Source organism: Parabacteroides caeci (assembly GCF_023656795.1).
Taxonomy (GTDB): domain Bacteria; phylum Bacteroidota; class Bacteroidia; order Bacteroidales; family Tannerellaceae; genus Parabacteroides; species Parabacteroides segnis.
Genome location: NZ_JAMOKT010000057.1, coordinates 20,163 through 45,962, shown reverse-complemented (window position 1 = coordinate 45,962; position 25,800 = coordinate 20,163). Strand labels below are relative to the sequence as shown.

The 25,800-nt window shown below is 44.6% G+C and carries 17 protein-coding genes and 1 pseudogene; 16 read left to right on the top strand and 2 right to left on the bottom strand.

The window, feature by feature from the left end; translation table 11 throughout:
• The first annotated feature begins 13 nt into the window (after positions 1-13).
• From NBH15_RS22585 to NBH15_RS22530, 12 genes and pseudogenes are all read left to right on the top strand, one after another.
• Positions 14-1,588, top strand: coding sequence for a fimbrillin family protein (locus NBH15_RS22585; RefSeq protein WP_122339069.1), 1,575 nt, complete (start codon positions 14-16; stop codon positions 1,586-1,588).
• A 22-nt stretch (positions 1,589-1,610) separates the two neighbouring features.
• On the top strand, positions 1,611-3,176 hold the full coding sequence (locus NBH15_RS22580; RefSeq protein WP_075965650.1) for a fimbrillin family protein: 1,566 nt from the start codon (positions 1,611-1,613) through the stop codon (positions 3,174-3,176).
• A gap of 22 nt (positions 3,177-3,198) precedes the next feature.
• A pseudogene (locus NBH15_RS22575) lies at positions 3,199-4,910 on the top strand (fimbrillin family protein).
• Positions 4,911-5,344: 434 nt separating this feature from the next.
• Positions 5,345-5,635: a DUF2589 domain-containing protein gene (locus NBH15_RS22570; RefSeq protein ID WP_229075489.1), complete on the top strand. Its 291-nt coding sequence runs from the start codon at positions 5,345-5,347 to the stop codon at positions 5,633-5,635.
• 21 nt (positions 5,636-5,656) lie between these two features.
• Positions 5,657-6,352: a DUF2589 domain-containing protein gene (locus NBH15_RS22565; protein WP_350472291.1), complete on the top strand. Its 696-nt coding sequence runs from the start codon at positions 5,657-5,659 to the stop codon at positions 6,350-6,352.
• A 56-nt stretch (positions 6,353-6,408) separates the two neighbouring features.
• Positions 6,409-7,011 (top strand): hypothetical protein, encoded by a 603-nt coding sequence (locus tag NBH15_RS22560; RefSeq protein WP_060407914.1) that lies wholly within the window; start codon positions 6,409-6,411, stop codon positions 7,009-7,011.
• Positions 7,012-7,157: 146 nt separating this feature from the next.
• Positions 7,158-9,479: an ATP-binding response regulator gene (locus NBH15_RS22555; protein WP_250823607.1), complete on the top strand. Its 2,322-nt coding sequence runs from the start codon at positions 7,158-7,160 to the stop codon at positions 9,477-9,479.
• A gap of 12 nt (positions 9,480-9,491) precedes the next feature.
• A complete protein-coding gene (locus NBH15_RS22550) occupies positions 9,492-10,799 on the top strand; it encodes a sigma-54-dependent transcriptional regulator (RefSeq protein ID WP_117808932.1) in 1,308 nt (435 codons plus the stop codon).
• A gap of 312 nt (positions 10,800-11,111) precedes the next feature.
• A complete protein-coding gene (locus NBH15_RS22545) occupies positions 11,112-11,528 on the top strand; it encodes a hypothetical protein (RefSeq protein WP_004311805.1) in 417 nt (138 codons plus the stop codon).
• A 206-nt stretch (positions 11,529-11,734) separates the two neighbouring features.
• Positions 11,735-12,058, top strand: a complete 324-nt coding sequence (locus NBH15_RS22540) for a helix-turn-helix domain-containing protein (RefSeq protein WP_074783352.1) — start codon at positions 11,735-11,737, stop codon at positions 12,056-12,058.
• A gap of 12 nt (positions 12,059-12,070) precedes the next feature.
• Positions 12,071-12,364, top strand: coding sequence for a helix-turn-helix domain-containing protein (locus NBH15_RS22535; RefSeq protein ID WP_074783337.1), 294 nt, complete (start codon positions 12,071-12,073; stop codon positions 12,362-12,364).
• The gene (locus tag NBH15_RS22530) at positions 12,361-12,672 is read left to right on the top strand and encodes a helix-turn-helix domain-containing protein (RefSeq protein WP_004311808.1); all 312 of its coding nucleotides are present in this window, start codon (positions 12,361-12,363) and stop codon (positions 12,670-12,672) included. Before NBH15_RS22535 ends, NBH15_RS22530 begins: the two co-directional genes overlap by 4 nt.
• Positions 12,673-12,696: 24 nt before the next feature.
• Here the strand turns inward: NBH15_RS22530 and NBH15_RS22525 are convergent, their stop codons facing one another.
• Both NBH15_RS22525 and NBH15_RS22520 read right to left on the bottom strand, forming a co-directional pair.
• Positions 12,697-14,022, bottom strand: a complete 1,326-nt coding sequence (locus NBH15_RS22525) for a site-specific integrase (RefSeq protein ID WP_117808981.1) — start codon at positions 14,020-14,022, stop codon at positions 12,697-12,699.
• A 20-nt stretch (positions 14,023-14,042) separates the two neighbouring features.
• Positions 14,043-15,266 (bottom strand): site-specific integrase, encoded by a 1,224-nt coding sequence (locus NBH15_RS22520; protein ID WP_074783354.1) that lies wholly within the window; start codon positions 15,264-15,266, stop codon positions 14,043-14,045.
• A 555-nt stretch (positions 15,267-15,821) separates the two neighbouring features.
• On the opposite strand from NBH15_RS22520, the gene NBH15_RS22515 reads away from it, so the two are divergent.
• The 4 genes from NBH15_RS22515 (at position 15,822) to NBH15_RS22500 (ending at position 25,591) form a co-directional block, all read left to right on the top strand.
• On the top strand, positions 15,822-16,244 hold the full coding sequence (locus tag NBH15_RS22515; protein WP_007652569.1) for an HU family DNA-binding protein: 423 nt from the start codon (positions 15,822-15,824) through the stop codon (positions 16,242-16,244).
• Positions 16,245-16,317: 73 nt separating this feature from the next.
• Complete coding sequence (locus NBH15_RS22510; protein WP_250823606.1) at positions 16,318-20,373, top strand: hybrid sensor histidine kinase/response regulator transcription factor; 4,056 nt, start codon at positions 16,318-16,320, stop codon at positions 20,371-20,373.
• Between the two features lie 111 nt (positions 20,374-20,484).
• Entirely contained in the window at positions 20,485-23,643 is a 3,159-nt protein-coding gene (locus NBH15_RS22505; protein ID WP_250823605.1) for a SusC/RagA family TonB-linked outer membrane protein, read from the top strand.
• A 40-nt stretch (positions 23,644-23,683) separates the two neighbouring features.
• Entirely contained in the window at positions 23,684-25,591 is a 1,908-nt protein-coding gene (locus tag NBH15_RS22500) for a RagB/SusD family nutrient uptake outer membrane protein (RefSeq protein WP_128133686.1), read from the top strand.
• Positions 25,592-25,800: the final 209 nt, after the last annotated feature.

The window sequence follows — 25,800 nt, the reverse complement described above, 5'->3', positions numbered from 1 at the left end:
AGAATAAAGAATTATGAGACATAGATTATTTATCCCCGCAGCCACCGCACTGCTGTTCGCCCTCGCCGCCTGCACACAGGACGAACTTGCTGGCGATAACCGTCTGCCCGAAGGTGAATACCCTGTATTCATCCGTGCCACCGGACTGTCCGTAGAAGCAACGCCGCTGGCAGCCTCTTCCACCCGTGCCGCTGTGGACGGCGACTGGCAGGGCGTCACTTCCGTGGCACTCAAGATGGGCGATGCGGTAAAGGAATACACCGTAACGGCTTCTACCGATTTCAAGAGTGCCACGCTTTCACGCGAGAACGACCCGTACTACTGGACCAGCCGCGACCCAATTACCGTATCGGCATGGTGGCCCTTCAACAATGCCAACATCACACAGATGCCTGCCGTGAAGGTGGCCGAAGACCAGAGCAAATTGGCTGACTTCCAGAACAGCGACTTCATCTCTGCTGAGAACCGGAAGGTGGAATTTAACACCCCGACTCTTGAATTTACCCACCGCACGGCACGCGTGACAATCGAACTGAAGCCCGGCACGGGATTCACGAGCGTCGCCGGTGCCACGGTGAGCCTCGTGAGCCTGTCCGCCGATAACGGCAACCCGACTGCCATCAAGACCTACAACGCAAGCGGCAACACCTACGAGGCACTGACCGCCCCGCAGACCGTTGCGGCAGGCAAGCCATTCGTCAAGGTGGAACTCGGCAGCGGCACCTTCTACTTCCGTCCGCAGAACAACGTCGTATTAGAAGCGGGCAGCCGCTATAAATATACCGTCAAGGTGAACGCCACCGGCCTGACGTTAGAGGGTTGCACCATCGGCAGCTGGGCTGACGGCGGCGGCGAGAGCGGCACAGCCGAGGATTTGGGCTACATCTACGACAGCAACACCAAGACCTACACGGTCTATAACGCCGACGGCCTGCTGGCATGGAACGAAGCCTCACAAAAAGATGAATCGATAAATTGCACCCTCGCCGCTGACATCGACCTGACGGGTAAGGAATGGACACGGTCAGGCATATTTACATTCTACTCCGGCGTCTTTAATGGGCAGGGACACCGCATTACAGGATTTAACTCTTCAGCAATGAATAATACTGGATTTTTGGGTTCACTCTTAAGTGAACGTGGAGTGATAAAGAACCTACAACTCATAGATGTGAATCTGTATGGCAGTAGTGGAAATACTGCTGGAATAGTGGGCCGAAATCATGGCCAAATCATTGCCTGCTCTGTGACGGGAAAAATTTCTGCATCATATGGTGGAACTTGTGGTATAGCCGAATCAAATTATGGCGATATCATCGCTTGCTGGTTCGACGGCACATTGAAAGAGTCTAACAATGGAGCTATAGTGCGTTATAACTACGCTGATATAACTTCCTGTTATTGGGGAGGCAATGCCGGGCAAGGAGTATTCCGTATTGAAGGAGGAACGGTAGATGCCACGAAGGTGGACGGCGCGACCGTGAAATGGCAGACAGCCGTCGACGGCATGAACACCGCCCTCACCGCTGGCGACTACCAGTGGATACTCGGCACCGACGGTCTGCCCGTATTACAAAAGAGACAATAACGAACCCTAAACGACACGCATCATGAAACGAGCAACCATCCATACATCCGCAGCCATCGCCCTGCTGCTCGGCCTTGCCGCCTGCACGCAGGACGAACTTGCCGACGATAACCGTCTGCCCGAAGGAGAATACCCCGTAGTCATCCGTGCCACCGGACTGTCCGTAGAGGCAACGCCGCAGGCAGCCCCATCAACCCGTGCCACCGTGGACGGCGACTGGCAGGGCGTCACTTCCGTGGCACTCAAGACGGGCGATGCGGTAAAGGAATACACCGTAACGGCTTCTACCGATTTCAAGAGTGCCACACTCTCACGCGAGAACGACCCGCACTACTGGACCAGCCGCGACCCGATTACCGTATCGGCATGGTGGCCCTTCGATAATGCCGACATCACACAGATGCCTGCCGTGAAGGTGGCCGAAGACCAGAGCAAATTGGCTGACTTTCAGAACAGCGACTTCATCTCTGCCGAAAACCAGACGGTGAAATTTGACGACCCGACACTTGAATTTACCCACCGCACGGCACGCGTGGCAATCGATCTGAAGCCCGGCACGGGATTCACGAGCGTCGCCGGTGCCACGGTGAGCCTCGTAAGCCTGTCTGCCGATAACGGCAACCCGACCGCCATCAAGACCTACAACGCAAGCGGCAACACCTACGAGGCACTGACCGCTCCGCAGACCGTTGTGGCAGGCAAGCCGTTCATCAGGGTGGAACTCGGCAGCGGCACTTTCTACTTCCGGCCGCAGAACAACGTCGTGTTGGCAGCAGGCAGTCGCTATAAATATACCGTTAAGGTGAACGCCACTGGCCTGACATTAGATGGCTGCACTATCGGTGACTGGGCTGACGGTGGCAGCGAGAGCGGTGAGGCTGAGGATTTGGGTTATTCTATACAGAACGACGGCAGTTACACGGTCTATAACGCCGACGGCTTGCTGGCATGGAACAAAGCCGTACAAAAAGATGAATCAATAAATTGCACCCTCACCGCCGACATCGACCTGACGGGTAGGGAATGGACACGGATAGGCACATGGCCAGGTTACTCCGGCATCTTTAATGGGCAGGGACACCGCATTACGGGATTAAACTTTTCAGCAGCGACTACTGAACTTTTTGGGTTATTAAATGAACGTGGAGTGATAAAGAACTTACAACTCATAGATGTGAATCTGTATGGCAATAGTGGATCAGCAGCTGGAATAGTGGAGCAAAATAATGGCCAAATCATTGCCTGCTCTGTGACGGGAAAAATTTCTGCATATGGTAGAACTTGTGGTATAGCCGATTTAAATTATGGCAGAATCACCGCTTGCTGGTTCGACGGCACATTGAAAGAGTATGAATCCGGAGCTATAGTGCGTTATAACTACAAAATTATAACTTCCTGTTATTGGGGAGGCAATGTCGGGCAAGGAGTATTCCGTGATCATGGAGAAAAGGTAGATGCCACGAAGGTGGACGGCGCGACAGTGAAATGGCAGACAGCCGTCGACGGCATGAACACCGCCCTCACCGCTGGCGACTACCAGTGGGTACTCGGCACCGACGGTCTGCCCGTATTGCAAAAGAAACAATAACGAACCCTAAACAACACGCATCATGAAACGAACAATCATCCATACATCTGCAGCCATAGCCCTGCTGCTCGGCATTGCCGCCTGCACGCAGGACGAAGCGGGCTTCCTGCAGGAAGGGGCGGAAGGCACACCCATCGTCTTTACCGCCACGGGGCTGAACCCCGCTGCGACAGCCATCGCCAATACCCGTTCCACCGTGGACGGCGACTGGGAGGGTGTGCAGAGCGTGGCAGTCCTGATGGACGGCACGGTGAAGGCATACGACGTGACGCTCACCACCGCCGACCCCGCCAGCGCCACGCTGACCTCCACCGACCCGCACTACTGGACCAACCGCAAAGACATCACCGTCACAGCGTGGTGGCCCTACACCGCTGGCGAGACAACCCCTTCTGCTGTGAAGGTAAAAGCCAACCAAAGTGCCCGGAAAGACTTCGAGGGCAGCGACCTCATCGTAGCCGACGGACAGACGGTGACCTATGGTAGCCCCACGCTCCGCTTCACCCACCGCACGGCGCGGGTAACCATCGTTCTGACGGACTACACCGAGGGGCTGGCATCTGTGCGGCTGACGGGTCTCTCCACCGAAGGCGGCAACCCGGCCGAAATCACCCCGTATGACAAGGGTAGCAACACCTACACCGCCCTCGTAGCCCCACAAAGTGTGGTAGCTGGCACGGCCTTCATTACCTGCACCTTCACTAACGGCAAGACCTTCGTCTATAAGATGAAGAATGCTACCGACTGGCAGGCGGGCGGTGAATATACCTACACAGTCTCCCTCACTGCGGCAAAAGACCCGGGATATACCATAGAGGGCAACGGCAGCTACACCGTGACATCCGCCGATGGCCTGATGCATGTAGCCGATTTAGTGAACGGAGGTAAGACCGACATTAACATTACCCTCGACAAAAACATTGACTTGACGGGCAAAGGCTGGACGCCGATAGGCACAAGCTTCGATAACTCATACAAAGGCACTTTCGACGGCGGCGGCCATACCATCACGGGGCTGGCCGTTACGACAAATGACCAATTTGTGGGTCTGTTCGGCTATCTCAATAGAGCTGGTACGGTGAAGAACGTGGTGATGGAAGGCATACAGATAACAAGCAATCACGGGTCGAGCCAGGCCGGTGGCGTGGTAGGATTTAGCCGGGGCACTATTGAAAACTGCTCGGTGTCGGGCAGCGTCAGCGGCACGGTGTACGTCGGCGGTGTGGTGGGGGCTCAATGGGGCGGTTCCATCACCGGATGCAGTTCCTCGGCCACAGTGAAGGGAACGGTCGATGTCGGCGGCGTGGCAGGTCAGACGAATTCGAATGCCACCATGACCGCTTGCTATGCCACGGGCAACGTGACCTCTTAGAAATAGCCCCCATAAATAATATCGATGTCGGCGGTGCGGTGGGATTCAACGGAGGAAGCCGCATCCTTGCCTGCTATGCCACGGGCAACGTAACCAGTACAGGTAGTAGCACCGTCAATGTGTATATCGGCGGCTTTTGTGGATATAACTCCACCACCGTGACCGCCTGCTACTGGAAGAATAATAAGGAACAAGGCATCGGCTACAATAAGGTAGGCACCGACACCGAAGTCACGAAGGTAGACGGCACTGACGTTACCTGGCAGAAAGCCGTCGATGCCATGAACACCGCCTTGCAGAACGCAGGTTCAGAGTGGCGTTACGAACTCACCGGAGCATTGCCCACCTTGAGGAAGCAGTAAACGTCGGGCGGAAAAAGTTCCGCCCGCAACGGAAAGAACCGAAGTATAACCCCAATAAAGAAAGGAGGACGTGATGGAACACACGGAGAATCCACCATATAGGTTTTGACATCAAGGCATTGTCAATAATAATATAGACTCCAGTGTAAATATGGAAGCTGTAAGCCGGACATTGTCAAGATTGGTGCTCATTAAAGACAACAAATCAAGTAATTAAATTAAAAACATGGGACTTTTTCACAGAGGCAAGAAAAATAATGACGATGAGCCGGACAGTGTTCAAACCAATTCATTCTCTGATATTATGAATGGTTTGCAATACGCCGTAAACTGTGCACAAGATACATTGCAGAATCATCAGATACAAAATCTGACCAGACTTTTTGAAGGAACAAATGCAAATAACGCAAATACGTTCCAATCGAAAAAAAATCATGGTTGGAGACAAGACTATTGATATTCCACTTATAGCCTTGATATCCCATCATTATCTTGCAATGGATAATGTGCAGATAAAGTTCAAGGCGAAGGTCGGAAGCGTGGAATCACAGATCCCGGAAAACAACTTGCTGTTATCCAGTCCGCACAGAGCCAATCTCCAGATGCAGATGAGCAACATAAAACCGGATGCGGATGATGTCATGGAGGTTTGCGTCAATTTTAAGGTTCAGGAGACTCCGGAGAGTATTTCCCGAATCATTGACGATTTTGTAAAAAACATCTAATAACTTTAAAATTCAAATGTTATAGCAGAAGAAATATTAAACCAAGGGCAACAAGAAAATGCGGAAAACTTGAATGAAAATGTAAGCGGACAGGCGAAAGAAATCTCCGCTGCATTGGAAGAGACTCAAAACAGAGAAACTTCTCCAGTTCTTAAAGCAGATTCAAACGTGACTGACAAATTCAAGGGGCTTCCCATGCGGGAACTTATTGCAGCTCCACTTATTGCAGCAGCCGAAGCACAACAGGAATTGGCAGCGACAGCATGGAATTTCTACAAGCAAATTGCTTTTGATGACGACGGTAAAACAGCTCGTGTATTGGAATTCGATATTAAAAGACCGATACAGCAGGATGGAGTAATGACAACAATGCCACAAAGTGTCAAGGCTCCGTTTATAGGATTGGTGCCTATTCCTTCTCTGCTTATAGACCGCGTGGATGTAGATTTCCAGATGGAGGTTACTGATACCTCAAATGTAAAAAGCACTATTAATGCCGAAGTAGAAACAAAAGTTTCCGGGAAGAGTTGGTTAATAAGCGCAGAAATCAGCGGCAAAGTAACGACCGCCCGTGAGAACACCCGCATGACCAACCAAACGGCAAAATACCAGATACATGTTTCGGCCAGCCAGCAACCACAGACCGAAGGTCTGTCAAAACTGATGGATATAATGGCTTCCTGTATCGAGCCTATAAATACAGAAAGCAGTAAATAGAGTATAAACATATAGAACGGGATGGATAAAGTCCCGTTCTTATAATTCATACAAAAATGCCGATATTACCGAGTTTAAGAATTAACCCTGTAGCGACTATCAATAGTTCAAATATTTTTGTGCTTCCTCAAGGATATGCATTTCCTGCAGGTCCAGTAACAATAACAGAAATTAGTTTGAGAAGAGGCTCTCTTTTCAGGTTAATACCAACACCACTTGGTACTGACTTCTATTTCCCATTCATACCAAATAATGTAGGTTCATGTGTTGTTAACCATCCATTCAATGGACAAATTGTCACTACACTGGCGTTAAGCGGATGTGCTATAGAAGTCCACTCTTTCCCAAGTCTCAATCGTTATGTCTTCTATCATGATAGTGATGGTAGAAATATGTATCGCATCCCGCCTACAAATAGAGGGGCTCAAGTCTGTCGAATTCAATCCGGATCCTATTGGGATAACTATGGGCTTTATAAGACGGCAGCTCCAAATGTTCAATTCATATTTGTTTATTATAATAATGCCTGGCATGTAGGTGCTTTTGGCGTTTATACAAAATATGTTCATCCATCAGTAGATATCATAAAAACATTTACACCCAAAGGAGGTAAATACAGAGGCTTTTTTAACGATAGGTTTCGTTTGTTGCAGCTATAAAATGCAAAATGCAAGCACTACCCGTTATTTATGAATTTTGTTTGAATTGTGAATGGCAGCTTTATTGAGACATGACATACGCAACATTATTTTATGGCAGTCATCGGCAGCATGGCTGCCATTTTAGCAAACGCTTGATTTAGTTGATGGAGATAAGATTACGACATAAGATTCTTTTGGGATATATAATTCTTTTGGCGGCCATAGGCAGTATGGTCGCCATTTTGGTACATGAACGCAAACGAATAAAAGAGATAGAGGCCGAGTCCGCCGAGATACGGCAAGTGCGTCGTAGTATCAACACGGCTCATCGCCGTATTACGGGGCTCGCCACATTGGGTGAGGGTGTGGTAAATTGGAACAAAGCGGACTATCTATACTATCGTAACCGCCGACTGCAAGCCGACAGTTTACTGAACTTGCTGAAACGGCACTGCCGTGAATATGTACGCCCGGAACAGATAGACACTCTTCGTGCTCTGCTTGCCGAAAAGGAGACACACCTGCTGCACATAATGGAAATGTTTGAACGGCGAACTGAAGCGGACAGCGTGCTGGTAAACCAGTTGCCGGAAGTGGCAAGGCGTGCAACACATATCCGTACCATAGAACAAAAGAAAAAAGGGATTGCAGGATTCTTCGGGAAAAAAGAAGAAATACAAGTAATGCCATCCCAAAAAGAACTTCATGATTTCAGTGACAGCCTGATAGCAATACATCAAAGACAAGCGAGCGAAATGGACATTTATGCCGACAGCCTGCGTATGCGCAACAGGGAATTGAACAGGACATTGAACAAGCTGATAAACGACCTTGACGAACAGGCACAAACAGCCTTCTCACAAAGAGAGTTAAAAATGGCAGAAGCAGAGAAAATGTCGTTCTTTTTAATGGCAGGAGTAATCGGCATGGCCATCATCCTGCTCATCATTTCGCACCTTATCATCATGCGTGACCTTAACCGCAGGGAAAGGGACAAGGCTGAACTGGAAGATACGGCAACACAAAACCGTACACTCTCCGACATGCGCAAGAAAATAATCATCACACTTTCCCATGACATACGAGGACCTCTCAATGCCATCAGTGGCAGTGCTGAACTGGCCATGGATACTCGTGACCGGAAACGCCGCAATGCCTATCTCGGAAACATCCTTGAATCATCCCGTCATATCACCCGGCTTGCCAACAGCCTGCTTGACCTCTCCCGTCTGGACGATGCTAAAGAAACCCTAAACGAAATTCCTTTCCATCTTGAATCCTTTCTGGAAAGTATCGCTGAAGAATACACACGCAAGGCGAACGACAAAGGATTGATGTTTGACAAGGCTTTTATGGGTTGCGGCATCACCGTCCTTGGCGATGCAGACCGCATAAGGCAGATAGTGGTCAACATTCTGGAGAATGCTGTAAAATTCACCCGTACAGGTTATATCAAATTTCTGGCAAGTTATGAAGAAGATACTCTTTCAGTAAAGGTCAAAGATACGGGGATAGGAATGGACGAGAACACAACACAACGCATTTTTCAGCCCTTTGAACGGGCTGCTCCTGATTTGGATTCAGAAGGCTTCGGACTGGGACTTTCCATTACGAAAGGGCTGGTGAACCTGTTCGGAGGAAGACTCTCTGTTTCGAGCCAGATCGGTAAAGGCAGCGAATTCAAGGTGGAAATTCCGCTTAGGCAGACCAATGAGCCTGCAAGAGACAAGCCAGAAACTTATACGGGAAACCTCAGACTTCCTCGACGGGTTCTTGTAGTCGATGACGATCCGATACAATTGCGCAACACAGTTGAAATGATGGAACGGAACGGTATCTCATGCCGAGCCTGTACCAATGCACAGGAAGTGGTCAAGGCATTGAGAACCGGAGAATACGACCTATTGCTGACCGATATACAGATGCGTGGTACGGGAGGTTTTGACCTGTTGCATCTGCTACGCCTTTCCAACATAGGAAATTCACGGACAATTCCCATAGCTGCAATGACCGCCCGTAACGACGGCGATGCAGACCGCTATATTCAAGCCGGACTTGCCGGCTGTATCCACAAACCGTTCTATACAAGAGACCTGCTCGAATTTCTCTCGTCACTCATTGGACAGGACAGAACAATGGATAATCATTCTCCAGATTTCGAGGCTCTGTATGTCACTACGGGAGACGAACGCTGGACTTTGGAGACTCTTATAGAGGAATCCAATAGGAACAGTTCTGACTTGCTGGATTCTTTGAGTCAGGAAAAGCCCGACCGGAAGCGGATATGGGAAACTCTGCACAGGATGTACCCGATGTGGGAGCAATTGGGAATAGCCCATGAGCTGGAATCGTACAGCTATGAAGAGTATGTGGAAGATACGGATGAGTCAGCATTCCGCAATGATGTGGAAAGAATTGTCAGAAGAATAGACCGGCTGATATCTGAGACAAAAAGCCGATTATCGGAAATGGACGGACATAATTAAATGAAAACATGAATGAAATACAGAATACTGATAGTTGAAGACAACATCATGCTTGCCGGGCAACAGAAAAAAAGGTTGGAAAAATCCGGTTATGAAGCAGAGATAACAATAGATGAACCAGGGGCACGAAAACTGCTCAAGAAAGAAAGTTTCGACCTTGTGCTGTCCGACGTACGCCTGCCGGAAGGGGACGGTATATCTTTGCTCGAATGGATGCGGAAGGAACGGATGGATATCCCTTTCATTATCATGACCGGATATGCTTCAGTACCGGATGCTGTACAAGCCATAAAACTGGGAGCCAAAGACTATCTGGCAAAGCCGGTACAGATGGACGAATTGCAAAGACAACTGAAAGATATTTTCCGTCCCAAATCTGTGATATGCGACAAAAACAAGGATTTGCTCCCCAGAAACAGCCTTCAGATGCAGGAGGTCGAACATCTGGTCAGTACAGTCGCCCCATTTGACATTTCTGTGCTTATACTTGGTCCTAACGGTGCCGGAAAAGAATCGGTTGCACAGCGTATCCACTATATAGGAGAGCGGAAGGATATGCCGTTTGTCGCCGTGAATTGTGGAGTCATACCCAAAGAGCTTGCACCCACCCTCTTTTTCGGGCACATAAAGGGAACATTTACCGGTGCCGACGCCAACAAGGACGGATATTTTGAAATGGCAAAAGGCGGAACACTCTTTCTGGATGAAATAGGGACCTTGTCCCTGGACGTCCAAGCCATGCTGCTGCGGGTTTTGCAAGAAGGCACATACATCCCAATAGGTGGTAACAAAGAAAAGCGGGCTAATGTAAGAATTGTAGCCGCCACCAATGAAGATCTCCAACTTGCAATACAAGAAAAACGGTTCAGGGAAGACCTATACCACCGGCTATGCGAATTTGAGATTGTCCTGCCTTCCTTGCATGAATGCCCCGATGACATTCTGCCTTTGGCTCATCATTTCAGAAAAAAGTTTTCCGGAGAACTGAAAAGACCGACAGAAGGCTTCAGTTCTGAAGCGGAACAATTGCTTCTCTCTTACCGCTGGCCTGGGAACGTACGGGAACTGCATAACAGGATAAGAAGGGCGGTACTTATGGCTAAACAGCCGCTCATTGAAACCGCCGACCTGAATATCAAACTGGAAGCGGCGACCGATGAAATCAATCTTTTTCCTGAAAACGATGCGGAAGAGAAACACTCGATAATACAGGCATTGAAAACCAGCCATGGGAGTCGCAAACAAGCAGCAGGCATACTGCATATTGATCCGTCCACACTATATCGGAAAATGAAAAAATATGGATTGAATGACAAATAACCGTCATTCCATATTTCTGTTTGGAATAAAATGCCTACATTTGCATATGATTGGAAATCCTTGTAATATAGGAATGACAGTCACAACATAAGGAGAAAATATCGGCATTGCTTTAAGCCTTGCCGAACATTACAACATAAGTCGCAAGACGTCTCAGGTAGAAATCTGGTAAATTGATATTGTAGAGGCTTTTGCGTGTAGCTTATGCTATGTCCTATAGCGTGAGCTCATGCATGATTCTACAATGGGCTTACCAGAGCCTCTACCTGATAGTGCGTGAGTTTCACGCTTTTCATTTAGAGGAAAAAAGGTATGGCCAAGTTACAGGTTCTGATAGCAATGACATTAGACGGTTCCATTCCGGCTGAAGACGACCCCTTATTACAATGGATGAGAGACGACAAGGACGGATTCTCATACGGGCGCGACAAATGTACCCGCCGGCTCTATCCGGGTTATCCGCTTGTGGATTTCATGTGCGAGAAAGACATGTCAGACCCATCCATCCTTTATCAAGCCGAGATACATGACGAAGAAAGTATAGAACTTTTGCGTGGTCTCTCAGTTTATCATCTCATAGATGAAATGATCATTTTCCTGTTTCCTTCCACTCGTCCGAACCATAAATCCGTCTCAAAACATCTGCCACGTGGAGAGTGGAAAACCGTAAAATCCAAAACATTCAAAAACGGAATTTGTCGCCTGGTTTATTGCAAGACATTGCAATAAGGCATTGCAACATATTGCATTTGCAATACTTCCATCAGTCTCATTTTTATGGGGCTGATTTTTTATTTCCCTATTACTCAATGACTTGTCATACTTTTATGTGGCGATATGTTCCGTTGGTCTATGTTTTGGCCTATATCATAATGAAACCTGTTGCGCAACACGGTGTAAAAAATGGAATTATTACACTAAAAACAGAATTCATTATGATACAGATAGACAGGGAGACATTCCAGATGATGCTCCATCAGATAATGGAACGGTTTGACAGGATAGATGACAGGCTGAACCGCATGAACAGGCAGACGGCCGCTCTTGAGGGTGACAAGCTGCTTGACAACCAGGATATGTGCGAGCTCCTTGGTGTTACCAAGCGTACACTTGCACGCTACCGCCAGAAGAAACTCGTCACCTACTACATGATTGACGGACGTACCTATTACAAGGCTTCGGAAGTCCAGGACTTCCTGAGCAGGAAAGGAAAGGTACTTCCGGCAAAAATTAAAAAGGAACTCGGTATTCAATTCTAACAAAACGGCAGTATGGAAATTATATGTATAGACAAACGGACATTTGACGAACTGGTTGTCCGATTCAGCATGATAGAGAAAAAAGTCACTGGTATATGCAATCCGGCCAAAGATGCAGGACTGAAAAAATGGATGGACAATCAGGAGGTATGCGAGATTCTCCGCATATCAAAGAGAACGCTTCAGGTATATCGTGAGAAAGGACTGTTGCCTTTCACCCGGATCAAGAACAAGTTCTTCTACAAGCCGGAAGATGTGCAAAACATGTTGGAATCAAGTTATCACCCACAAAAAAGAAAGCCATGAGTTACGATCTTATAGACAGAAAGGACCAGCGGATTGATACTATTTTCAAAGGGCTGGAAAACATGGAGCGTATGATAGACGCAATAAGGACGGCTCCGAGACCCGCATTCCACAGTGATTATTTCCTCACGGACGAGGAACTTTCAAAGCTGTTGAAAGTAAGCCGGCGTACCTTGCAGGAATACCGGACCCTCGGCGTGATACCTTACTACCTTGTGCAGGGAAAAGCCCTTTACAAAGAGTCAGACATACAGAAAGTTCTTGACGACGCATATAAAAGATGCAGGGAAGAACAGCGATGGGTATGAAACAATGCAAAAGAAACGGCCTCGTTACAAGGTCGTTTCTTTATTTTCTGATAGCTGGCTTTGGGATTTTCGTCTCTGTTTCCTTACTATAATATCCTCCTCATATAAGCCGGATGTTTGGCTTAGACCAGCTGCCTTCAGACGTTTCATGTCTTCATCTACTTTCTTGTCGGTGACTTTAGCATAAAGCTGCGTAGTTTCAATTCGCATATGGCCCATCATTTTACCGACCGTTTCAATTGGAATGCCCATTGAAAGAGTTATATGAGTTCCGAAATTGTGTCGCGCCATATGGAATGTGAGTTCAAAACCGTATACCTCACCTAACTTACGGGTAAGCATAATGAAATACTCACGCTTGTATAAATTGAAAACCTTGTCATCATGACGCTGTTCCCGATACTTTTCAATTATCTTCAACGGAATATCCAACAGCCGTACAGAAGACAATGTCCCTGTTTTCTGACGTTGGATATGAATCCACCACGAACCATCCTCAGATTGTATAATATCATTAACAGTCAGTCTTTTCAAATCTGCATAGGCAAGTCCGGTAAAGGTGGAGAAAATGAACATGTCTCGGACAAACTGAAGCTGTGGCTTCTCGACCGGGGTTGTAAGCAGTGTCTTCAGATCTTCCAATTTCAGATGACGACTTTTCCGTTTGGGTAATTCCGGATGAAGACGACAGTAAGGATCGCGGCGTATTGTTCCCTGACTGACAGCCCTCATAGTCATCTTCTTCAGTCTATAAAGGTGTTCATGTACTGTCTTCGGACTTAAGTTCCTGTTCGTCCTGAGAAACAGTTCAAAGTCATCATAAAAAACACGATCAAGATTCCGTAAAAGAACATCCTCTATACCACGTTTTTCCTGCACAAAAGCAGAAAGGTGCTTATATGAGCGCAAGTAGGAATCATAACTTTCCTTTATCCGATCCACCCCGATACGCTTCTTGAACTCCTCGTTATGCTCTCTGAAAAGAGCCAGCAGAGTTAGCGGTTTCTGACCGACTCCCATCACAGCATTCTTTACCTGCTCTGCCGTAATAAATCCCAGACTGTTCTTAATCCGCCTATAATGCTCCTTGATTTCTTTTGTCAGATCATCAATGGCCCGGTTGACGGTAATAGCATTCTCACTGCGGCCGTCAGCCCGTCCCTTTTCCGGATTCCAAACGGCAGGATTGACAGACACTTTCGTTCCTATCTGTTCCCATTTGGCATCTATGCTTATCTTGCACAGCAGCTGACATGTTCCGTCTTTACGGATTTTGGTACGGTTTATATAAAACAATATCGCAAATGTACTGCGACGTTTGATTTCCATATTATCAGTATTTCTTTTCATAATCCTATTTTTTGCCATTATCAAATAACTACAGAAAACCTCTCAGCAATTTTTTTATCCAATGCTTTTGTATCTGTATCTATCTTATTGTCTGTAACCTTTGCATAAAGCTGTGTAGTGCCAATTCTGCTGTGTCCCAACATCTTGCTGACCGTTTCAAGTGGTACACCATGGGAAAGGGTGATTTCGGTCGCATAGGTATGACGGGCCACGTGGAAGACCAGCTTGCGTTCTATGCCACAGAGTACGGCTATCTGTTTCAAATAATGGTTCAACGAACTGTTGGAATACATAGGAAGAAGTTTTCCCTCAGGAGCCACATCCCGGTACTTTTCAATGATATGAAGCGGCAATTCCATAAGCGGTATTTCAAAATCTACACCGGTTTTCTTGCGTGAACTCCTAATCCACCAAGTGCCATCTTCAGCAAGGGAAAGATTCTCATTTGTCAGCATACACATATCGCTATAAGGAATACCAGTATAGCAGGAAAACAAAAACAAATCCCGTACATGATAAAGGGTGCGACTATGCAAAGGGGTGGTCATGATTCTGTTCAATTCCTCTGTTGTAAGATATTTTTGTTCCGGTTGCGGATGTGTCGGTTCATAACCCACAAAAGGAAACGCTGTAATGATACCGTCCGCAATCGCTTCTCCGACAATTGTTTTCAGCCTTACAGTAAGATTTACAATCGTTCCTGGAGCTAAATGACATTCCGTACGCAAATGCAAATCGAATTTTTCAATGAAAGAACGGTCTAATGCTGCAAAAGGAATGTCTGACAACTTGTATTGTGACTGTAAGAAACGAACCAGATGATCATAGGAATTTCGATAACCGTTCAAGCTGCTTTCCGTCCGGTTAATCCCAACACGTTTCTCGAAATTTCTCATGAAAAGCCTGAAATAGCTTAACAAGGTTTCCTGTTCCGAAGCCATTCCCAAAAGCTGGTGTTTTACTTCTTCTGCAGTAACAACTTCACGGTTTGCGGATTGTTCCGCATAGATACTGAAAGCAGCTGCACGTATTTCATCCAGCCTGTTATTTATGTCTCGGGCCGCAGCGCTTTTCCCACAGGCACGTCCAGATAACCACAAAGACTGTGGCACACGAAGCTTAACACTGAATGCTGTTTCAGAGTACTTGCCGACAATAAGCCGTGCCATTACGGGACAATTTCCCTTGGCATCCGCCTCGCTCTTTTTAAGGTAGAACGAAACCTTTACATCTGTTTGATTCATAATCTGTTCCATTGTTTGCAAAATTAACGGAGACAGAGTTAATCATCGGCATGTAAAATATCGTCAAACATAGACAAAGCTATCACCATTGACTTCCGGAACCTATATTTTTCATATCTCAAAAAAAATAAGTACCTTCGCTAAGCTAAAATGATAAAACTGCGTTCTTTATGGTCGGAGCAAAAAGGATTTTCAAACAACTCCATACAACTGGAATGGGCAACGGATAGGTAGCAATTTTTCCGCTTAACTATTCAAAAAACAGCTTCAAAGCACACGTTTACAAATGTAGAATAATATTGCCTATCTCCCTGAAAACCCAATAGTTTACATTATTCTTCCTAAATCCATCCGTATTTGGGCGAGTTTTTGTATATTTGTTACAACCTCTTTTCATAAAGACCTAGGTGTAAATCAATTTAGAGGTACGTCTAAATCAATTTACACCTACCTCTAAATTTAATTAGACGTACCTCTGATTAAAAAATGATTGAGAGAATATCAGAGAAACATCACATTCAGTTTAAACAAAAATCGTATTAATAGTAAACAAACATGAGCATCATTTACAAACCAAGAAAGATGGTATGCACCATCCCCGGCAAAGAAAAAACAGGTTACTTTGCTGCAAAAGCGGTCTCTTCCACAATCGACCTGAACAATTTATGTTATCGCATCTCCAGTAACTGCACGATTACCTCTGCCGATGTCAAAGGAGTGATCGAAGCCCTCCTGACCCAATTCGAACTGGAGCTACTGAGCGGCAAAAATATCAGGTTCGGAGATATCGGGACGTTCAGTGCCTCAATCACCAGCGATATTGTTGAAAATAAAGAAGATTTAAAACCTCAGAAGGTCCGTATTAAGACAGTCACGTTCCTCCCGTCTACCCGGTTGAAAAATAAACTGAAAACAAAAGCCCGGTTCATGCGGTTACGCGATTTTAACAGGAAATACAATGGGGTAGACGAAGAATAAACAAAAATTACATATCTTTGTACCAGACAAATCAATGGTTTCGTGGATTTATTCCTAAAAAGGCCGGTGACATATGACGAAGAACACACTAGTATTATTTCTTTTATTTTTATTTTTATTTCCATATCTATTCCAATCTGCCAACAGTAAAAATACTTCCCCTTATTTTTTTACACAGATTGGAGTAGAAGATGGATTAACACAGGGTACCGTTACCAATATCTATCAGGATACGGACGGATATTTGTGGTTAGGAACCCAGGGAGGATTACACCGATATGATGGATACGAGTTCAAGGTGTTCAAAAACAATCCGACCGACTCCTGCTCATTGACTGATAACAATGTACTCGATATCGGGGAAGATAAGAATAAAAATATCTGGGTGATTACAGATAACGGCGTTCATAAAATCACACATCAAACAGGGAAGATCAAAAGATATTATGTAAAAGAGACCCGATTCATGCATTGCTGCATGCTCAGTCAAAGCGGAGACTTTTTCCTTGCCGGAGAAAAATTCATCTATCAATACGATGAGCAAGGCGATTCACTTGTTTTTAAAGACTGGCTGTCATCCACCCCTATCGCTTCGAATATAAAAGGACTTCAGGAAGATGAAGAAGGAAATCTTTATATAGCAAGTTCATCAACCGGACTTGCTGTTCTAAACAAACAGAGGGAAGTCATACGTTTTTACCAACATGAACCGGAAAATCCGTCTTCGCTGATTAAAGGAGCAATCCGAGGATTATTCACTGACAGCCGGAAAAGGTTATGGATACTTTCCGAAACAGCCGGAATCTGTTATCTTGATAAAGAAAACGAGCGGTTCGTCCATCTGAATACGGATAACTCAGCTTTAAGCAGTAATGTTGTCCGGGCAATAGCTGAAACCGATCCTAACACCTTATTACTCGGAACCTTTTCCGGGCTGAACAGGGTAGATATGCAGACATTAAAAGTCACTCCCTATAAATTCAATCCGGATGAACCCGGTACATTAAGCTATTATTCCATACACAGTCTCCTGAAAGATAATACAGGTGCATTATGGGTAGGAACCTGGAAGGGACTGAATTATTACAGCCCGGTCAGAACACAGTTTTACCGGATCACGCCCCGTGAATTTACCGGATTATTGGGAATGGGAAAAGAAGACAGTGACGGAAATATCTGGTTCGCAACCGAAGGAGCCGGACTTTTTTGCTATAATCCGAACACGCAAAGCCAACAATTTTATCCTAAAAAGTCTCCTTACAAAAACAATTATAATTCAAATATCTTTAAATCACTACTTATAAAAGGCGACAGCATTATCTGTGCTACGAATCAAGGATCCGTTTATCTGTTTTCACGTAAACGGAAAGATTATCGCTTACTTTATGATTACCAGCATGGAGACATTTATACTTTGCTGAATGACAGTAAAGGCAGACTATGGATTCCGACAAATGCCAAAACAGGATTAGTCCTTATCGATAAAGGCGAACAAATCAATCAGTTCAAGGTAGACGGAAAAAGCAGAAAATTCTTTTTTGTTACAGCAATAAAAGAAATAGAGCCGGATGTTTTTATTATGGGGACACTCAGCCAGGGACTCCATAAATATGATATGAAAAAAGAGACACTTAAAACGATCTCTTCAGCGGAACTGAACCTACCCGAAAACGTGAAGCCGGGAACTGTCAGTACGATCCTGACCGATTCATTACAAAATATATGGGTTTCATTTTTTGGCTATGGCGTCTTTCGTTTTGACCGCGACCTCAATCTGATCAAACATTATACAGTTGAAGATGGTATAACAGACGGCTATATCTATTCAATGGTAAGCGACCGGAATCAATCTTTATGGGCATTATCCGAAAATGATTTATATTGTTATAATGCAGAAAAAGATTGCTTTGCTCCCATCCGTAACGAAAGCCACCGGGCATTGGAATTTACATTACATGCAGGAACGACCAACACAAAAGGTACTCTTTACTTTCCCGGAAATAAAGGCATATTATGTTTTAACCCGTCCCGGATGGAAAAAAACACTTATATCCCTCCTGTATATCTGACAAGCCTATCCATAAATAATAATCCGGTAGAATTAGGGGACACCCAATCCCTCCGGTTAAAAGCGGATGAAACCAATATAGCAATCGGATATACGGCTCCAGACTTTATCTCACCCAAACAAAATCAATACGCTTATCAAATGGAAGGGGTAGAAAAGGAGTGGAACTATGTAAGGGGCAGAAGGGTCGCTTATTATAGTAATCTGGCTCCAGGTACTTACAATTTCAAAGTAAAGGTCTCAAACAGTGAAAATTTGTGGAATCCACAGGAAGCTTCCCTAAGCATCACAGTCACCCCTCCCCTTTACAAAACATGGTGGGCTTACATATTGTATATCATCACAATAGGCACTATTATATGGAAGTTTATATACCATCAGAAAGTACGTCACGAACTGGAAAGCAGTATCCGCTTCAAACAGCTGGAACAAGAAAAAATGAAGGAATTACATGAGGAACGTATGAGATTATTTACCAACTTCTCACACGAACTACGCACTCCTTTAACGCTTATTATCAATCCGCTCGAGGATATGTTGCGCCATAGTTCCTTCTCAACGGAAGTAAAAAATACGCTACAACTGATGCGTAAAAACACGCAACGGTTACTCTTACTCGTTAATAATCTGATGGATGTACAAAAATATGATTCACAAAAAATGGTACTTCAAAAAGATAAATTCGAGTTATCCGTGTTCGTTCAGGAGTTATATGAGTTATTCGTTCCGGTAGCAAAGAACAGGAATATCACTTTTACCCAGAAAAATGAATTGCCGGTAGATTACTATGTCTATTATGATCGTCAAGAGATTGAAAAAGTGCTATTTAACTTACTTTCAAACGCCTTTAAGTTCACCCCGGAAAAGGGAACAATTGAAATAAAATTATCTGTACTTTCAAGCGAAAATGACGTAGTTCGTGTGAAACTATGTCATTTTCAGCATCTCTCAGAAGACTACTATTTACACATACAAGTATCTGATAATGGGGAAGGTATCACATCTGAAGATATTGAAAAAATCTTCCAGCCATTCTACCGCTCTTCACAAGATTTACATCATCAGATTGCAGGTTCGGGTATCGGACTTAGTTTAGCACGTTTCATAGTAGAACAACATAGTGGAATAATCTGGGCGGAAAACATAGTACCAACCGGAACCTGCATGCATGTTTTACTTCCTCTCCCCGAAAAGCCAGTAAGTAATCCGGTCAAACAGACAGAATCCTCCCCCCTGATGAATGTGCAGGAGTTTATTCCTTCCGAGAAAAAAGAAACTCCGGTTATCTCACAAACATTGCTTTTAGTAGAAGATAATAAAGATGTGCTGGATTATCTGGAAAAACAATTCGAAAATGAATATAAGGTGCTGAAAGCAGAAAACGGAAAAGAGGCACTTACACAAATAGCCATAAAAATACCCGAACTGATTGTCAGTGATGTCATGATGCCCGAAATGGACGGACTTGAACTGTGCCGTCGGATCAAGCAAAATCCGCAAACAGCCCATATACCGGTCATTCTATTAACAGCCAAAACAATGCCTTCGCAAATCACCGAAGGATATAATGCCGGAGCTGACGATTATATCATAAAGCCATTCGATATAGGCCTATTGCAGGCACGTGTGCGGAATCTGCTGACTTCACGAATACAGATACGGAAAAAATATGAGAAAAAGATCGATCTGAATGAACTCGGTGTCAAAACATCTCCGCTTGACGAAGAGTTCCTGAAACAATATACGAATATTGTGAAAGCAAACTTCTCCAACCCGAAACTCGATATCGATATGATCTGCAAAGAAATCGGTATGAGTCGTGCAAACTTCTACCGAAAAGCGAAAACACTTACTTCCCTCTCTCCGGCTGAGATGATCAAAAACCTGCGTCTAGAAGCGGCAGCCCAGATGTTGCGTGAAACAGATTTAAGTGTCAGTGAAATTTTGGAAAAAGTAGCATTCAGCAGTAGCGGATATTTTGCCTCCTGCTTTAAACAAGTCTACGGAATGCCTCCAAAGGAATACAGAAAAGTTAATTCGACAGGAAAATCAACGAGTTGACACAAATCTTACCATCATTGATATGAAATTAACCTTTCATGTAGGATAATACGGACAATTTTGCCCTCGAGTTAATTAATAAGAGTTAACCATTCATTAATATTATTCTATATGAAGAACAAAGTTTTAATCATGCTGATGGGCTTTTTCCTTTTTGCCCATCAATTGTTCGCCCAGGACGTAAGTGTGTCCGGTAACGTAAAAGATGAAAAAGGAGAAGCTTTGATTGGGGTTTCCATCCAGATAAAAGGAACACCCACTGGTAACATCACCGATATAGACGGTAACTTTACGCTTTCGTCTGTGCCCGCAAACGGCGAGTTGGTATTCTCTTACATGGGTTATCAAACCCAGACTATTCCGGTAAAAGGAAAATCAGTTATTAATGTAGTATTGAAAGAAGACTCACAGGCCCTTGATGAAGTGGTCGTAGTCGGTTTCGGTACGCAAAAGAAAGTGAACTTAACTGGCGCTGTCGCTTCAGTCGGTGCTGAAGTATTGGAAAACAAACCGGTAGCCAATGTCGGTCAGGCATTACAGGGGGTTGTTCCCAACTTGAACGTGTCGGCAACGAATGCATCACCAAATGCAACTCCTTCTTTTAATGTACGTGGTGGTACGTCTATCGGTTTAAAAGAAGGTAAAACAAACGAATGGGAAGTCAAGAACGGTAGCCCGTTGATCATAATCGATGGTATTCAAGTGGATGCTGATTATCTAAACCTGATGAACCCTAGCGATATTGAAAACATTTCTGTATTGAAAGATGCTTCTGCTTCTGCTATTTACGGTGCACGTGCGACTTACGGTGTTATGTTGATCACGACAAAATCCGGAAAAAACGATTCCAAAGCGACTGTTACATATAACATGAGCCTGCAATGGAACACTCCATCGCATACGCCGGACATTCTGAATTCTTATACCCACCAATTAGCAGCCAACAAACAAACTGAAATGACAGGAGGAACAGTGACTCCTTGGATGGAAACATTATTAGCTGCCAAAAAGAAATACATAGAAAATCCCAGTCCTGAAAATGCATGGATCTACAATGAAGGAAGTACAACCAATATAACATGGGTTGCCAATATGAATCCATACGAAATAGGAGTAAAAGACTGGACTCCTCTGCAACGTCATAATTTGTCGATCAGTGGCGGATCTACAAAAACACGCTATTATATATCTTTAGGATATCAACGCCAAGAAGGTATGTACAAAATCAACACGGATATTCAAAATAGATACAACATCAACATGAACTTAAACTCCAAAATCACAGACTGGTTTGATGTTGCTTCTAAAATATCGTTCAACACAAACAACTACAACGAACCATACATGAACCCGCAAAAAGGTAGTGTATGGAGTGCCATGAAAAACGAACCGGGACGAAATATAAATATGCCCATCATGACAGGCCCTAACGATCCGATACCCGACGCTTATACGGATAATATTCTAGGATGGCTGGCATACGGAGCCACACAGGAAACCAAAAAGACAAACACAGTATTCAGTGTGACTCCAACAATCACTTTCTGTCCAGAATTTAACATAAAGGCCGAGCTCTCTTATCGCCCGACAGAATACTTCCAGAAACGATTCATCCCTGTCCGCAACTATGTAGTAGATGCATGGCGTACGGTTAATACACATACATCACCTTCCAGCGTAAGGGAAGAAACCAGGCATTCGGATTACTATACAATCAATGCCTATGCCAATTTCAATAAATCTTTCGGCAAACATAATGTTTCAGCCATTGCCGGTTTCAACCAGGAATGGTATAAATACCGTATGAATTGGGGAGAAGCAGAAGAAGTCATCACCAATGACCTGCCGACTATCGGTATGACCAGTGGTACCCAATATGCAAGTGACGCTTTTGAACATTGGGCCATCCGGGGTGCTTTTGTCCGTGCCAATTATGACTATCTGGGACGTTACCTGTTTGAATTCAGCGGGCGTTACGATGGTACTTCCCGTTTTGGTAAAGATACCCGTTTCCAGTTCTTTCCATCTTTCTCGGCAGGTTGGAGAATTTCGGAAGAACAATTCATGAAAAATACACATAGCTGGCTGGATAACTTGAAGATCCGCGGTTCATGGGGTTCATTGGGTAACCAAAATGTAGCTAACTATGCATACATTGCCAGTTACGGAGCAGCAAACTACATTTCATGGGTAATGGACGGCGAACAACTAAAAGGGATGAATCCGACTGGACTTATCGCCAGAGATTTAACGTGGGAAACAGCCAAAACACTCGATTTCGGAGTTGATATAACAACTTTAAACGGTCGGTTGGATGCCACTTTTGATTGGTATACACGCCGCACAACCGATATTTTGATGAACGGGACTAAATTGCCGGCTGTTTTAGGTGCTACTGTCCCCAAGCGTAATACGGGCGAATTAAAAACGAACGGCTGGGAATTAAGCCTGAAATGGAAAGACCGGTTAAACAACGGCATACGTTACGATGTTGGTTTCGTATTATCAGACTACCAGTCGGAAGTCATTCATTTCTCCGGCAACCCCAACTCTTTGCTGTCCACCCTGTACGACGGAATGAAAATGGGAGAAATCTGGGGGTATGAAACCGTTGGCATATTGCAGGAAAACGACTTCACTATCGATGAAAACGGTAAATATATTTTAAACGGCCCTTCTCAAAATAAAATTGCCGGTAGCTGGTATCCGGGTGATATAAGATATGCCGATCTGAATAACGACGATGAAATCTCAACCGGAGATAATACACTTGAAAACCCTGGCGACCGTAAAATCATAGGAAACTCCACACCGCGTTTCCAATATGGTATTACCGGTAATATTTCTTGGAAAAACTTCGATTTGAATATCTTCTTCCAAGGAATTGGGAAAAAAGATGTATGGATCAGCGATAATGCCTTCTGGGGTGGTTCCGGTTCTGCCGGTAACTGGGAGATGTTGAACAACTCATGGACTCCGGAACGTACTAATGCCAAATATCCGATGTATGCCGGACGAGGACAGAACCAACAAGTTCAAACAGGCTACCTGTTTAACGGGGCTTATCTTCGCTTGAAGACATTGGCATTGGGTTATACCCTGCCTAAAGCATGGACCAATAAAGCGAAATTGTCAACCGTACGTTTAAGCCTTTCGGGTTACAACCTGTTTGAAATCACACAGATACCGGATACTTTCGACCCGGATCAGATATCATCAGCTTATCCGATGATGCGCTCCGTAGCTTTCGGTCTGCAAGTTGGTTTCTAATTAATAACAGCTATCAAATATATTATAAAAATTATCGATTATGAAATTCAGTTTTAAGAAATACATATTTGCACTAGGTCTCACTTCAATGCTGTTACCGAGTTGCAACAACGATTTCATGGAGCGTTATCCGCTGGATGAAATCACTGACGAAAGTTTCTGGAAAACAGAAACTGACCTCAAATTAATGTTAAACAGTCTTTATCCGCTATACATCATCGGTCATGGAAGTGGTTGGTCAGATAGCAAAACACCGGTATTGAACGTTGTTGGTAGCCCGTTAATGTATGGTGATGTGTATTCAGACAATTGTGTAAAAACAGGAAATGAATTCAGAAGCATGGCCGGTGAACTTGTTGTACCGACAGGGGCAAGTAAAGACAACGGATGGAACTGGGAAAACCTACGAAAAATAAATTTCTTTTTGGCTCGCTACGAACGCGCCGACCTTAGCCAAGAGAAAAAAAACGCGTATGGCGGAGAAGCTTATTTCTTCAAAGCATGGGAATATTACCAAAAAGTACTCTTTTTCGGTGACGTACCCTGGTTGACATACGATCTGACCGAAGCTTCCGAAGAATTATACGCACCGCGTACCCCACGTACCGAAGTGATGGACTCTGTCCTTATGTGCATCAACAAAGCAGTTGAATGGTTGCCGGAAAAAGCAAATCAAGATTCTGAACGCTTAAATAAAGACCAAGCAAACTTCCTGAAAGCACGCATCTGTTTGTTCGAAGGTACATTCCGCAAATACCATACGGAGTTAGGCCTACAAAACAGTGCCAACAAATATTTGGAAGAAGCCGTTAAAGCTTGTGAAGCCTTATTAGGTAAATATGCTCTTTACAAAAACGGAGAAGAAACCTACTGGAAAATGTTTGCAACAACAGATTTATCCGGAAATCCGGAAGTTATACTGGCACGTAACTATTTAGAAAACAAAGTAGGTCATGCCGCACAACGCTATTACCAACAAAACAATTCAAACCGTCAATCCATGGGAGCTTCCCGTGGACTTGTCGACGAATACTTGTGTATCGACGGTCGTCCTATCTATATTAGCGGAAATGAAGGAAACTACGAAAAGAATCCGAATTTCTTAGGATATGGAAAATGGACAGAACTGGAAAACCGTGACCCGCGCCTGACACAAACCATTTGTCGACCGGGAGAACACGTAACGATTTACCAAAGTGGCGTTGTTGATAAAGAGAAGAACGGTATTACGTACCCAGGATTGAATTACACCAGTAGCGGTTCTACTGTAACAGGCTATCGCGTTATCAAACACTGGATGGGAGATAAAGTGGAAGAAGACCGTACAACAAAGGGTATCCAGGCTGCTATCGAGTTCCGTTACGCCGAACTGCTGCTGATATATGCGGAAGCAAAATACGAACTGAACGGGACATTATCTCAATCTGACGTTGACTTGACAATTAATGCGCTTCGTGAACGTGCAGGATTTGATTTCAACAAATACCCGACAGCTAAACTAATCGTCGGTCAAGAACCTGCAGACCCACGCTTGGATAAGATCTATACAAGCAAACTGGATTATACCGTTTCTCCGTTGTTGCGCGAAATCCGCCGCGAACGCCGTATTGAAATGGCTATCGAAAACCGTCGTTATGAAGACTTGATGCGTTGGAAAGCCGGTAAACTACTGACTGTTCCTTTCCGTGGTATGCATTTCACCTCTGTACAGGACTTATACGATGGGTCACATACATCTAAACCGGAAACTGCAGTAAAAGTAGAACTCGGTAAAACAGTTTTCGCAGATCAGGACGGTTTCATCATCTGCTACCCCAAAAGCCCGTATGCAAATACAATAAAAGGAACACTACCTTGGGATGACTACCGCTACTACTGGCCTATCCCGAAAGAAGAATTGGTTATGAACGAAAACTTAGTTCAAAACAAAGGTTGGGAAGACAAATAATTTTGATACCTACTTAATATTGTAAAGAGGCTATCCGATAATTCGGATGGCCTCTTTTCTCTTCTGAAAAAACATATGCCTTTTCCACCCTCATTTCCTCCTTCCGAGATAATAGTGATCGCATTTGATACAATTTTATATGTTCCCGTACACAATTTAGGCATACATTTGTTTTGTACAATTGAAATAGAATAACTTTAACATATCAT